Source organism: Chelativorans sp. M5D2P16 (genome assembly GCF_034427935.1).
In the GTDB taxonomy this organism is placed as follows: Bacteria; Pseudomonadota; Alphaproteobacteria; order Rhizobiales; family Rhizobiaceae; genus Chelativorans.
In genome coordinates, this window is record NZ_JAXQNM010000038.1 from 1 (window position 1) to 13,729 (window position 13,729).

Annotated in this window: 10 protein-coding genes and 1 tRNA gene; 4 read left to right on the forward strand and 7 right to left on the reverse strand. The window is 63.8% G+C overall.

The annotated features are described in order from the left end of the window. Nucleotides 1-90 precede the first annotated feature (90 nt). Nucleotides 91-854 (forward strand): IS5 family transposase gene (locus SIN08_RS17705; RefSeq protein WP_322449402.1). Its coding sequence is split into 2 segments (ribosomal slippage): nt 91-400 and nt 400-854, totalling 765 coding nucleotides; the frame shifts between segments, so codons are not numbered across the junction. A gap of 134 nt (nt 855-988) precedes the next feature. After that, on the forward strand, nt 989-1,183 hold the full coding sequence (locus tag SIN08_RS17710) for a hypothetical protein (protein WP_322452928.1): 195 nt from the start codon (nt 989-991) through the stop codon (nt 1,181-1,183). Between the two features lie 49 nt (nt 1,184-1,232). Here SIN08_RS17710 and SIN08_RS17715 read toward each other — a convergent pair whose 3' ends face one another. The 6 genes from SIN08_RS17715 to SIN08_RS17740 form a co-directional block, all read right to left on the reverse strand. Then, on the reverse strand, nt 1,233-3,248 hold the full coding sequence (locus tag SIN08_RS17715) for a CocE/NonD family hydrolase (protein ID WP_322452929.1): 2,016 nt from the start codon (nt 3,246-3,248) through the stop codon (nt 1,233-1,235). Between the two features lie 78 nt (nt 3,249-3,326). Further along, nucleotides 3,327-4,625, reverse strand: a complete 1,299-nt coding sequence (locus tag SIN08_RS17720) for an ATP-grasp domain-containing protein (RefSeq protein ID WP_322452930.1) — start codon at nt 4,623-4,625, stop codon at nt 3,327-3,329. A gap of 75 nt (nt 4,626-4,700) precedes the next feature. Further along, nucleotides 4,701-7,343 carry a cyanophycin synthetase gene (cphA, locus tag SIN08_RS17725; protein ID WP_322452931.1) on the reverse strand — a complete coding sequence of 881 codons (2,643 nt, stop codon included), beginning with the start codon at nt 7,341-7,343 and terminating at the stop codon, nt 4,701-4,703. Next, nucleotides 7,330-8,178, reverse strand: coding sequence for a cyanophycinase (locus SIN08_RS17730; RefSeq protein WP_322452932.1), 849 nt, complete (start codon nt 8,176-8,178; stop codon nt 7,330-7,332). The genes cphA and SIN08_RS17730 overlap by 14 nt, the downstream gene beginning before the upstream one ends. A gap of 527 nt (nt 8,179-8,705) precedes the next feature. Further along, nucleotides 8,706-8,782 (reverse strand) — tRNA-Arg (locus SIN08_RS17735). A gap of 52 nt (nt 8,783-8,834) precedes the next feature. After that, complete coding sequence (locus SIN08_RS17740; RefSeq protein ID WP_322452933.1) at nt 8,835-9,998, reverse strand: M20 aminoacylase family protein; 1,164 nt, start codon at nt 9,996-9,998, stop codon at nt 8,835-8,837. A 187-nt stretch (nt 9,999-10,185) separates the two neighbouring features. On the opposite strand from SIN08_RS17740, the gene SIN08_RS17745 reads away from it, so the two are divergent. Next, nucleotides 10,186-11,292, forward strand: coding sequence for a D-alanyl-D-alanine carboxypeptidase family protein (locus tag SIN08_RS17745; RefSeq protein WP_322452934.1), 1,107 nt, complete (start codon nt 10,186-10,188; stop codon nt 11,290-11,292). 1 nt (nt 11,293) lies between these two features. Continuing rightward, entirely contained in the window at nt 11,294-12,349 is a 1,056-nt protein-coding gene (locus tag SIN08_RS17750) for a GTP-binding protein (protein ID WP_322452935.1), read from the forward strand. 48 nt (nt 12,350-12,397) lie between these two features. Here SIN08_RS17750 and SIN08_RS17755 read toward each other — a convergent pair whose 3' ends face one another. After that, nucleotides 12,398-13,618, reverse strand: coding sequence for an MFS transporter (locus SIN08_RS17755; RefSeq protein WP_322452936.1), 1,221 nt, complete (start codon nt 13,616-13,618; stop codon nt 12,398-12,400). Between the last annotated feature and the right edge of the window lie 111 nt (nt 13,619-13,729).

The window sequence follows — 13,729 nt, forward strand, 5'->3', positions numbered from 1 at the left end:
CTAGGCCGCGTGGACAAACCCGGTTCCCATTTTATCTGACGCGTGATTCAAAGCTGCTCTTTGAGGAGGGCAGCTTTGATTCGAGGACTGATGAGTGATGCGGAATGGGCGTTCTTCGCGCCGTTCCTGATCGAGAACCGCTCTCGCGGCGGCCGGCGGCCGCAGGGCCACCGCAAGGTGCTGGACGGCATCTTCTGGATCACGCGGACGGGCTCGCCCTGGCGTGACCTGCCGGCCGATTTCGGCAACTGGAACTCAGTCCATCGCCAGTATCGCCGCTGGACGGAAGCCGGCGTCTGGGACGTGATGCTGGCAGCCCTTGCCGAAAGCGACGCGGCCGACACGGCGATGCAGATGATCGACAGCACGATCGTGAGGGCGCACCAGCACGCAGCTGGCGGAAAAGGGGGATTCAGAGAAATGCTGTTGGCCGTTCGCGCGGTGGGCTCACGACCAAGCTTCATACCCGAACGGATGCGCAGGGCCTCGCCATCGGCTTCTGCCTAACGCCCGGTCAGGCCTCGGACATGGCCGCCTACGAGGATCTGATGCAGGAGGAGGCGCCCGATCCGGCCGCGATGCTGGCCGACAAGGGGTATGACAGCGACGCCATTCGCGACGACCTTGAGCGGCGCGGCGCAGACCCGGTGATCCCGACAAAGTCGAACCGCAAAGTTCAGCGCCCGGTCGACAAAACCAAATACGCACTGCGCAACCGCATCGAGCGCTTCTTCAATCGCCTCAAGCACTCACGCCGCATCGCCACACGATACGACAAGCTGGCCGCAAGCTTCCTTGGGTTCGTTCAGATTGCTACGATCAGACAGTGGATCAGGTTTGTCCACGCGAACTAGATCGTTGCAGTACTATTTTTTCATAGGTTTAGTACCGATTAATTAGCTGTATTGTTGATTGATCGAAGCTGGAGCAACTTGGTCGACTCGTTTATTTGCAGTGCCCGATCTGTTTTGCATGCGGATGTCACTGGGTGATCACGACCTTCGTCCCCGGCTGGATCGGTGGTCCGGGCTTCGGCTCCGCGCGCGAGCCGAATTACCGCACGCTTGGCGGCGCGATGCAGGGTGTGCCGTCGGAGTATATCGTGCTCAATCAAGATTGGGCGGTGAAGGCGCCCGAGACCCTGAACAACGCTGACGCAAGACGCTGCCCTGCGCTGGCCTGACCGCGTGGATCGCGCTGGGTGTCGCACGGAGGTGCCCGGAATCGATCGGTCATACCAGATTGCGCGGGATTGCGGGGTTCCAGGCGACGTCCCTGATAAGGGTCTTGCCTTCCCAGGCACGCAAACGGGCATAGATGCGGAAATTTTCGGCGTCCCCGATAAGCCGTGTTTCGGTGACCGTCTTCACCGACCAGCCGTCACGCCGCATCTCGTGGGTCCACACCACTTCGCCTTCGGCGGAGGACGGGTCGCTCGGCAGGATGGAATAGCGTTCCTCTCCCTCCGACGAATGAAAGAATCCGTGCGGCACGATGTGCGCCGCGCCCTCATGGTCGCGGATTTCGACCGTTACGCGCCCCGTATCGCGGTCCTCGCGCACCTTCCATTCCGAACGGGGTGGCTCCTCGAAGGTCAATGGAAGCGGCGCGGCGGCGCGAGGCGGATCGAATTCCGGCTCTTCGCGCCCGTCGTCGGTGCGGATCGGCAGGATCAGGCGCGAGTCGGCCGGCCGGACCGTCATGCGCACCGGTTCGGGCGCGGGCCAGGCAAGCGGGAAATAGCTCGTCGAGAGTGCGAGCCTGATCCGGTGACCGGCCCGAAAAATCTGCGCCACATGCTTGAAGGGAACCTCGACCGTGTACAATCGGCCCGGTTCCATCGCCTCGGGCTGCTCGTGGCTGTCGCGATGCGTGAGGTTGAGCAGGCCGTAGCTAACGCGCGTCCCGGCGCCGTCCGGAGCCACGTCGACAAGCCGCGCGGCGATCTGTGCGATCGCGCGATCGACGCTGAATGTGAGTTTGAGCGACGCGTCGCCGACCATGTGCAGATCGTTTTGGAGCGGGACGGTCTCGAATGTCAGGCTGCCGGCATCTTCGCGCCTCTGATCGCCCGGTTGATCGCCGGGATGGGCATAAGAGCACCATTTGCCACCATGCACGCCGACCCAGAGCGGCGATGCGATGTCCATCGGTGCGTCCGGCAGATCGCCGTCGATCGCAAGCCGCCCGTCGGAGCCCAGCCTGAAGGTGGTTTTTGTCACGTTCGGGGATGGCCAGGACGGTTCGGTTATCCAGCGCCCTGCCCGCTCGGCATAGTGGGGTCGTGGTTCGGCGTGGTCCTGCAGGTAAAGCCGGAGGGGCGGCTCGTCCATAATGCCGGTGTCATGCCCTTTCAGCCAATGGTCCCACCATCGTGTCTCCTCGCTCAGCCAGTCGATCGCTGGCCCGGGCTTGGCAAGATGGGGGTATTTATGTGCCCATGGACCGACCAGTCCCTTGAACGGGGCTTTCAGGTTCTCCAACAGCCGGAACACTGATCGGCAGTAGCCGTCGGCCCAGCCGCTGACCGCGTAGACCGGAACATGAATATCGTCGAAGTTCTCGCAGACCGACCCATGTTTCCAGAAGGTGTCGCGCGTCTGGTGTCCGAGCCACTTTTCGAGCCACAGTCCGGACCCGTCCAGGCGTTCCTCCCACATCGCGCGCCAACGCTCCCCGACATGCGCCGGGTCGGGCGGCAGAGTGTTGATGCCGAACATGACGGACGCCCAGGAAAGCTGGTCGATCAGGAGGGTCCCGCCCATATAGTGGATATCGTCGGCATAGCGGTCATCGGTTGAGCAGATGGTCACGATGGCCTTCAGCGCCGGCGGGCGCAGTGCGGCGATCTGGAGGCCGTTGAACCCACCCCATGAAATGCCGACGATCCCCACGCCGCCATCGCACCACGACTGATCGGCGATCCAGGCAATGACGTCGCATCCGTCGCGCAGTTCGACCTCAGTGTACTCGTCCTCCAAAACACCTTCGGAGTCACCCGTTCCACGCAGATCGGCGCGCACATAGGCGTAGCCCTGTGCCGCCATCCAGGGCGCACGCGCATGGTCACGTTCCAGCGTCTTGTCGTTCTTGCGGTAGGGAATGTATTCGAGGATGGCTGGGACAGGGGTGGCTTCCGCATCGGCGGGTATCCAGATGCGTGCCGCGAGCCGTGTCCCGTCCGGCATCGGAATCTCGATATGCTCGATCTCCCGGACTGCTCGCGGCAGTATTTCGTCGATTACCATGGCGGGCACTGAGGCGTTTGAACGACAAGAATCTCGCACGGAATATCAGCGCCCGCGCGGGCGCTGTCCAGAGCCGGACTATTCTTCGATATCGGAAAACTCGTAGTTGAGCTTCTTGAGCACCTGTTCATAGTTCCAGAGCAGCTTCGACTGCTTGTTGGCGCCCATCCAGACAGAAGCGACAGCGTAGCTATAGGCGTCCTGCTCCGGCAGCTCCGACAGCCTCATGTTCTTCGACACGTGGGAGGTGATCCGTGTTCCATCCACCTGCTCGGCGGCGACCTCGATCTCGGCTCGCGAGGGCGCGCGTGCGACCGTCGCGTTTCGAAAGAAGACGCGATAGAAGAACTCTGCCGCAACCCTTTCCGGTCCCTCACCGCTTGGCATGTCCGGTTTGCGCCCGAGCCCGAGATCCACGGTCACCTGTTGATGGCTCACCCCGTCGACCATTTCGAACAGATCGCAATGGGACTGGGCGATGCGCGTGTTGATTTCCAGCAGCCAGATCCTGTTCTGGATTTCGTCCCAATAGAACTCGATGTTGAAACCTGCATTGTCGTAGCCGATATGCGCCATGATCAGGCGCGTGATCTCCCACATCGCGTTCTGCACACGGTCCGGCAGGGTCGACGGATAGAGGTAGTAAAAGAAGCTCAGTACCTGCGGGTAGCGAATGGAATCGACGGTGCCGTAGGGCACGACCGCGCCGTCGTGGACGTAACCCTCCACCGTGCATTGTCGCCCGCCGATGACCTGCTCGGCCATGCAGTAGTGGCCTTTGATGGCCTTGATGTCAGCGGGCAGATTGGCCTTGTCGAGAATAAAATTGAAGGGCTCCGAGATCTGGCCGATTTCCGCGCGCAATTTCTCGGTCGCGTAGTCGAAGTCCTCCGGGCTGTCGATCCGGAAACCCAGTCGCGAGCCGGAGGACTTGATTGGCTTGACGAAGAACGGAAAACGCAGGTCGGCTTCGCCGATCTTCGACAACGTGTCGTCGTCGAAGGGATCGAAGGCGGTGAACTTCGGAATGTGATCGGGAATCGCCTCGGCCATGACCTTGCGCGACCAGTACTTGTGCTCGCACTTAAGCAGACTCTCGAGCGAGGCGTTGCGCGTCCCGTACTTCTTGCAAAGCAGCGGCAGCATGGTCGACACGGGAAAGTCGATGTAGCCGACGATCGCGTCAATCGTGCCGTCGAAGGCGTCAAGCCCGGCTTCCGCCTCCTCCAGCATCGCCGGTATGTCGAATTCCTCGGTTTCGGAAACCTGCGCCGGTGTCAGGAGCTGGTGGAACTTGACATCCTCAACGCCCCGAAGCCGCTGCAGCCGTTCCGCGTTGTAATCGTTGAGCCCGACCACGAATACATTCTTGGTCATTCTCTCTCCCTGGTAAACCAACGTGCCAGGCGGGCGAATGGATCCATCCGCCCGTGCCGAAGCATCTTGCGGGGGTCAGCCCTGGGCGAGTTCGGCCCGTTTGGGAAAACTCCGTCCCTTGAGGCGCTCGGTCGTTCCCTCGATATCGTCGACCAGCAGGAGCAGGAAGTCGCCAGGCCCGGCCTCGTCGATGGCCCTGGCCACGGCTTCCTGCTCGCCCATGATGGTCTCGGCCTTGCAGGCTTCTCCTGCCCCTGCGGCGCCGTCATGGATGAGCTTGGCGGTCTCCCCCTCCGCTCGGCCCCGCGCATCGGTCTCGTAGACAAAGAGCGTGTCGCACATCTTCGCAAGTTGCGCGCCCAGCGCCACGAGGTCTTCCTCGCGCCGGTTGCCGGGGGCGGTCGCCACACCGATCTTGCGTTGCAGCCCGAGCCCGTTCACCAGTGGCTCCAGCGCCTGTAGCGCGGGTACGTTGTGGCCGTAGTCGATCAGGCACTTCACCCCGTCCGCCTCGAAATAATTGGTGCGGCCAGGCATCTGGGCCGGTGTGGGATGGAACGTCAGAAGGCCGGCGCGGATGTCGTCAATCTCGACGCCGTGGGCGATCGCTACCGCCGCAGCCGCCATGGCATTCTGGACATTGAAGGGTGCGTGCCCCTCAAACGCGATGGGCACATCATTGACCTCGACAATCTGGACGGTGACCTTGCCACGCAGCATGACGATCCACCCGTTCCTCACCGTCACTACCGTGCGGTGACGGGCCAGATGCTCGGCAAGCGCCGGGTTGTCCGGCTCCATGGTGAAATAGATGATCTCGCCACGGGCCCAGTATGTACCGTGCTCCATGACAAGCGGATCGTCCGCGTTGAGGACGCAGTGGCCGCCCTCCGGCTTCACCGCGTCGACGACGACCGTCTTGCAGCGGGCCAGTTCCTCCAGTGTGTGGATATCGCGCTCGCCCAGATGGTCCGAAGCGATGTTGAGCAGCACGCCGACATCGCATTCGTCAAAGCCGAGACCGCGGCGCATGATTCCGCCACGCGCAACCTCGAGAACAGCATGTTCCACCGTCGGTTCGCGCAGGACCGCCTGCGCCGCGGCCGGTCCGGAGTAATCCCCGCGCAGGATGATGTGGTTGTCGATCTCGACGGTGCCGGTACACCCCATGCCCACCGAATTGCCGGCTTGGCGCAAAATGTGCGTCGTCAACCGCGTGGTGGTGGTCTTGCCGTTGGTGCCGGTAATCGCGGTGATCGGGATACGCCCGTTGTCGGTCGGATCGGGAAAGAGCATGTCGACCACATGCTTGCCCACCGGCCGCGACGTGCCGTGGGTGGGCGACATGTGCATGCGGAACCCGGGTCCCGCGTTGACCTCGACGATACCTGCGGATTGCTGTTCGAGCGGGATCGACAGGTTCTCGGCCAAGAGGTCGATGCCGATCACGTCGAGACCGACAAGCCGGCCGATGCGCTCCATAGCGAACTTGACTTCCGGATGGACCTCGTCGGTCAGATCGGTCGCCGTGCCCCCGGTGGAGATGTTGGCGGTCGACTTCAGGAACGCGATCTCGCCCTTGGGCAGCACGGTATCCAGAGTATTGCCGGCCTGCTCCAGCATCCTATGGGTCTGTTCGTCCACCTTGATCTGGGTGAGCAGGTTTTCGTGGCCCACACCACGGCGCGGATCGGTGTTCTCCCTGTCGATGAGTTGCTGGATGGTGCTCTTGCCGTCACCTCTGACATGGGCGGGCCGTCGGCGTGCGGCGGCGACCAGCTTGCCGCCGATCACCAGCATTCGGTGATCCTCGCCCTTGAGGTAGCGCTCGACGATGACCGCCTGGGAATCCTCGCGCACGCGCGCAGACGCCGCGTCGTAACCGGACTTGAGATCCTCCATCGAGGCGATGCCTGTCGTCACGCCGCGCCCGTGGTTGCCCGAAAGTGGCTTGGTCACCACCGGCCAGCCTATCCATTCGGCAGCCGCCTGCGCATCCTCCCAGGAATAGCAGAGCTGCCCCTTCGGCACCGGGACGCCGGCGTCGTCGAGTATCTGCTTTGTCCATTCCTTGTCGTCGGCGATGGAATGGCCGATGATTCCCGATGCGTCGGTCACGGTCGCCTGGAAGCGGCGCTGCTTGATGCCGTGGCCGAGCTGGGTGTAGCTCGTGCCCTCGGTCAGGTTGTACCAGGGGATTTTGCGCGCCTTCGCGGCATCGACGATGGAGCCCGTCGAGGGGCCGAGCGCATTCGCGTCACGCACCTCTTTTAGGTGGTCGATATGCGCCTGGAGATCGATCTCCTCGCCGTCATAGAGCTTCTGGACGATGTCGACCGCCACCTCGCCGGCCGCCAGTCCTGTGGCTTCGTCGCGGTAGCGATAGACAATGTTGTAGATACCGCGCTCATAGCTGTCGACCGTCTTGCCGTACCCGACGGAGAAGCCAACCAAGTTCTGCAACTCAATGGCCACATGCTCGACCATATGGCCGGCCCAGGTTCCCGCACGGACCCGCTGCAGGAACCCGCCGGGCTCGCCGACCGAACAGCGATGGTCGTGGATGGACGGGATCAGATTTTCGAGTTCTTCGGCAATTCCGGAGACCTTGTCGCTCGGTCTCTTTTCCAGTTCGTCAATGTCAAGCCGCATGTAGATGGCCGGGTAGCGGCTGTAATAGTTCGGGCCCCGCAGGGCGCGGTGTTCAAGTATACGCAACCCTTTGCTCCAGGCTCTCGGCCCCGAGCTCTTCAGGCGTCAGGACCCGCCGGTCTTTGAGGCTGTAGCCGTAGCCTTCGACCAGCGCATGCATTTTGACGTTGTGGACGGTTACCGCCTCACCGTCTGCGAGGTCGAACACATTGGAGCCGGTTATCTCCGAACTGTCAACAATGATCACATGGCCCGGGCCGAAAGCATGAATCACCTCTTCAGCGAATAAAACGGCAGCATCCTCGCCTAGCCCGACGCCTAAATATTCGGGATTGGTCGCGCCGACTTCCATCAAACGAGAAAATCGCCCGCGCTGCAGAAAATGTGTGTCGATGATCACGCCTCCCATGAAGCCGAAACCCGCGCTCATCTTCACCGCGCCTTTCTTCAGCGAGTCGTCGGCTGGGCCACCATAAATCATGGTGGTCGCCTGGCAGGCGGCGCCTGCACTCGTGCCGGCGATGACCGCGCCCTCCTTGCGGCGTTCCCGAATTGCATCAAGTGCGCTCGATGCGCCGAGTATGTTCGTCAGACGCATCTGGTCGCCGCCCGAGAAAAAGACGACATCGCTGCGGCGGATCATGTCGAGTGCGTCCTGCGTCTCCGCGTCCTCGCGCTCGCGCATGCGCACGTCGAGCACCTCGCTCGCGCCAATCTTTGTAAAGACGTCGCGGTATCTCTCGAAGGTCTCCTCGGGAATGCTGCTGGCGGTGGTGACGACGCCGACGACAGGCGCCTCGCCCGGGGCCATCGATACGACCCTGCGAAGTATGCCCGCTCCCGCGGACTTGTCCTCGGCGCCGCCGATCGCGACAAGAGGCCCCAACAGCTTTGCTTTCAAAGTTCCATTCCCGCGCTTGGCGCAGACTCACCGCTACCATCGGCCAACATATCATCTATCCGCTCCGCGCAAACATTGTCTCGCACCCAATTGACGCCGAGGCCGCAGATCACACAAAATGCGGTCTCGTCGCGCGCACCCTCAGACGGGCAGTATGCCGGGATCTGACCGCCAAGTCTCTGAGTCGCGCTCCGTTGCAGCGAGCATGGATCTACGCCAGATCCAATGGCAGCTTTCAGGATGAGCGGATACCCGGCCAGCCGGCCAACTCGGGGCGCACAGCGGTCGTTCCTGAGGCATGGCGGGAACGACTGCACAGGGCTCGAACTGTGAACCACGCTCGCCGAACGAATTTCTGATCAAGATCGAGCTCTGCCCTTCCTGAGAGGCGGAAAAACCCTCGATCCCGCTCTTCATCGCATCGAGGCGATCGTGCGGTCGCAGGAGATAGGTCAGTAAGGTTGCCTCAAGGGCAAGATAGTGTCCAAAAAGGCAAAATAGCGTGGCAATTGACACCGGGTTTTTGTTGGCGATCCCGGCAGGATTCGAACCTGCGACCCTCAGATTAGGAATCTGATGCTCTATCCTGCTGAGCTACGGGACCGGAAACACGCCACTCATAACGCTTCATGGCCGTTTCGCCAAGCCGAAATGGCTCAGCCGGAAAGGGCTGTTTCCGCCAGCCGTACCCAATAGCTCACCCCGTGCGGTATGGCGTCGTCGTTGAAGTCGTATTGCGGACTGTGGAGGGGAGCGCTGTCGCCGTTGCCCAGGAAAATGAAAGCGCCGGGGCGCGATTCGAGCATATAGGAGAAATCCTCCGCAGCCATCAAAGGGCGTGCGTCGGTATCGACCCGCCCCTCACCGGCGATCTCCCGCGCCACATCGGCGGCGAACGCCGTTTCACCGGCGTGGTTGAAGGTGACGGGATAGTTGTTCCGGTAGCTTACCTCCACCTCGGCGCCATGGGCCGCGGCGACGCCCGCGCAAATGGCGCGCATCCTCTCCTCGGCGCGCGTGTTCGAGGTGCTGTCGAGCGTGCGCACGGTGCCGCCGAGTTCCACCTTGTCGGGGATGACGTTGTGCGTCTCGCCGCCATGGACCTGCGTCACCGATACCACGAGCGCGCCCAGCGGGTCGGCATTTCGCGAAGCGATCGTCTGCAGGGCGACGATGATCTGCCCGGCCGCCACGACCGGATCAACGGTTGTGTGCGGCATCGCCGCGTGGCCGCCCCGGCCATGGACAGTGATCGCGAATTCGGCAGTGGCCGCCATGATGGGCCCGGGCCGGATGGCGAACTGGCCGACCGGCAGGCCCGGCAGGTTGTGCATGCCGAAGACGCGCTCGATCGCAAAGCGCTCCATCAGGCCGTCCTTCACCATCTCGCGACCGCCGCCTCCACCCTCTTCCGCGGGCTGGAAAATGACCGCGACCGTCCCGGAAAAATTACGCGTTTCGGCAAGATAACCCGCCGCCCCGAGAAGCATGGCCATATGTCCGTCGTGACCGCAGGCGTGCATGCGGCCTAAGACGGTGGAGCGATAGGCAAACCCGGTCTCCTCCTCCATCGGTAGGGCATCCATGTCGGCGCGCAGACCGATGCACGGGCCTTGGCCGCGCTTTCCGCGGATCAGCCCGACGACACCCGTCCGGCCGATCCCGGAGATCACCTCGTCGCAGCCGAGCGCGCGGAGCTTCGCCTCGACGAAGGCCGCCGTCTCGTGCACGGCGAACAGGAGCTCGGGCGTGCGGTGCAGGTCCCGGCGCCACTCCCTGATCTCCCCATGCAGCTCGCCAGCGCGGTTCAGGATCGGCATGGAAAGTTTCTCCTTACTTGAAAATCACGGAAGAAGTGCAGCGCAATCGAAGCGGCGGCTTTGCCATCGTCGCGACATATGCGCTAGATATCGAAGCGGCCGGAAAGCCGGACGTCCGCGGCGGCCCGCCCGGCCATCTTACGGATATCGGCACCACACAGGCAACACATGGAATCGGGATAACCCCATGCGCTCTTGGCACAGCGGAAAACTGTTCATAGCGGCAGCGTTCATGCTGGCGCTCTCCTCAATGCACGCTCTCGCCGGTCCCTATCTGCTTTTCGATGTCGGCAGCGGGCGGGTCCTTGCTGAGGAGGATGCGTTCAAGCGCTGGTATCCCGCCTCGCTCACCAAGCTGATGACCGCCTATGTCGCCTTCCAGGCGGTCAGGAACGGCGAGATGCAGATGAACTCACCCGTGCGCATCTCGCAGAATGCGGCCAAGGAGCCGCCAAGCAAGATGGGCTACAAGCCCGGCTCGGCCCTCACACTGGACAACGCGCTGAAGATCATCATGGTGAAGTCGGCCAACGACATCGCCACGGCAATTGCCGAAAGCGTCGGCGGTTCGGAACAGGCTTTCGTCGCCCGCATGAATGCCTATGCCGAGCGGCTCGGCATGACCGGTACCCACTACGTCAACGCGCATGGCCTGCATTCCACCGGGCAATACTCGACCGCGCGCGACCTGGCGCTTCTGGTGCGTGCCATCCGCACCGAGTTCCCCGCCTATGCCGGCTATTTCTCCATCGAGGGCGTGCGCGACGGCGAGAGGGAGTTCACCAACTACAACTACCTGATCGGCCGCTTCCAGGGCGCCGACGGCATGAAGACCGGCTATGTCTGCGCCTCCGGGTTCAATCTCATCGCTACGGCCACCCGCGGCCGGCGCACGCTGGCAGCCATCGTCCTGGGCACCCGTTCGCAGGTGGAACGGGCTGAAAGGGCGGCCGACCTGCTGGCGCAGGGCTTCGAAAAACGCAGTTTCGCCGCGCAGACGCTGGCAAGCCTCCGCCCGTCTTCCCCCGATCGGCATGTCGCAACCGACATGCGGCCGGAAATCTGTTCTGCCGAAGCCGTCGCAAAACGCCGCGAGCACCGCGACGAGCAGGGTCGCCTCGTCTTCGGTTCGCCCCTGATCAGGCCGATGACGCGCGAGCCGCAGATCGTGGCAGTGGGCCTGGGCGGCGCCGACGGGCCGGAATCGACGGCGCCGCGCTATGCCGACGTGCCGATACCGACGCCGCGCCCGCCCTATCCTGCGCGGCAAGCCGTCGCCAGCGAAGGCGACTGAGATGGCTTTGCGCGCACCGATCGCTCTGACCGTTTTGACCGGCTTCCTCGGCGCCGGCAAGACGACGCTTCTCAACCGGCTTCTGAAGGACCCGTCGCTGGCCGGAACGGCGGTGATCGTCAACGAGTTCGGCGAGATCTCCCTCGACCATCTGCTGGTGGAGCGAGCCTCGGACGGGATCATCGAACTGGGCGACGGCTGCCTGTGCTGCACGGTGCGCGGAGCGCTCGTCGACACGTTGTCCGCGGTGGCCGAGCGGGGTGGGACCTTGCGCCGGGTCATTGTGGAAACGACCGGGCTGGCCGACCCGCTTCCCGTCCTGCAGGCGATCATGGCCCATCCGGCGCTTTCCCACCTCTACCGGATCGAGAGCGTGGTGACGGTGGTGGACGCCGTCAACGGCGCCGCCACGCTGGCCGCGCACGAGGAGGCACGTCGGCAGGTCGCCGTCGCCGATCGCCTGGTGCTGACCAAGTCCGACCTCGCCGATGCGGGCGAGCGGCAAGATCTCGTCCGCGCGTTGAGAGCCCTCAATGGCGAGGGCCCCCTTCTCGATGCGCAGGCCCCCGAGACGGTGTCCGCGGCCCTCCTGGCGGCAACGGGCCGAGACCGGGGAACTGACCTCGCGTCGGGCCATGGCGAAGACGGTCACGAACACCATCATCACGATGATCACGCGCACGAGACCGCCTTCCAGATGGTTTCGCTCAGGCACGACCGCCCGCTGCCGCGCGCGGCGGTCGAAAACTTTCTCGACCTCTTGGCCACCCAGCAGGGCGACCGCATCCTGCGCATCAAGGGACTGGTCGAGACGGCGGAAGATCCGGCGCACCCCATGGTGATACAGGGTGCGCAGAGGCTGCTCCACCGGCCCGAGTTCCTGGAGAGCTGGCCCGACGGCGACCGCGGCACACGGATCGTCGTCATCGGCCACGCGCTGGACACAACCTATGTCGAGCGCATCTTCGCCGCCTTCGCGGGGCAAGCGGCGGTCGATACGCCCGACCGTGCCGCCCTCGAGCAGAACCCGCTGTCGGTCCCTGGTGCCCGTTTCTGACCGACGCTTGCAGCCAAACGCACAGACTCCACGGCCGTGAGGCCGGACCTAGGCGATCCCGCGCCTTCGCCGCGTCGCCGCGACGGTGAAGGCGGTGAGCGATGCGGCCATGATTGTCGCTGCGCCGAAGCCGAAAGCGCTGGCGTAACCGCCCTGAGCCGAGAGCGGCTGGCTGATCAGCGGCGAGATGAACTGCCCGAAGAAGATGCTGGCCGTCAGCATGCCGGCCACCCGCCCGCGATGACGCTCGTCCGCGAGCCCCATCGCCGCCGAGTTGAGATTGGGCATGACGAGGCCGATGGCGCATCCCGCCAGCAGAGCGCCGGGCAGGACCGCCGTATAATCTTCTGCCAGCGCGACAATCCCGAGGCCGCCCGCCAGCAAGGCAAAGCCCACCGCAAACACCCCCGCCACGCTCACATGCCGGCGCACGCGGCCGTAATAGAAGGACATCAGCGCCGATGCGAGCGTCATAAGTCCCAGCGCCATACCGGCCAGGATGGGTGCGGCGGTGCCGAGTTCGCGCAGGTGGAACGGCAGCTGCGTCGGCATCAGGTAGAAGACGATGCTGTTGAGAACTGCGGCGACAAAGACGGCCATCAGCGGGATCGTGAACAGTCCCGCCGAGGCGGCGCGCGGTGAGGCAGTGTCCGGCCGTCTGTCCAGCACGGGCTCCGGAATGAAAAGGGCGATCGCCGGCAGGAGGCCAAATGCGATGGCGTAAATGAGGAAGGGTGCGCGCCAGTGCAGCTCCGCCAGGAGCCCGCCGCCGGTCAGGAAGACGAGCCCGCCCATGCCGATGAAAGCCGCCTGAAGGCCCATGAAGCGGTCCCGGCCGGCACCGCTGAAGAAGTCGCCCACCAGCGCGGTCGCGACCGTCATGACGCCGGCCACGGCGACGCCGAGCAGCGCCCGCCCGATGAGCAGCCCCGGAAGGCTGTCGGCGACGAGACCGGAACTGCCGGCGAGCCCATAGAGGACCACCGCCGCGATCGCCACCGGGCGGCGACCGTATCGGTCGGCCAGAACACCGGCGAAGGGCGCGCTCAAGGCGATGAAGAGCGCCGGAACGGTGAGAACGAGGCGGGTCAGAATGGCGGCTTGCGGACTGTCGGAGAAATGGGATTCGATCGCCGGCAGCGCCGGCGAGATCGTCGCGCCTGCCATAATGGTCAGTGCCGCGAGGAAGAGGATCGTGGCGTTGCGCGCCGCCGTTCCTTGCGGGTGTGACGCGAAGGCGGGGGAGATGTCGTCGACCGGCGTTCTCATGGAGAGACCTCCCGCCGCTCCACGGTTTCACGCCGCGGAAAATTCTTCGGCGCAAGGAGATTGCCTGTTCCTGGGAAAATCATATCGGATGGGCTCCTCATCAAACGGGAG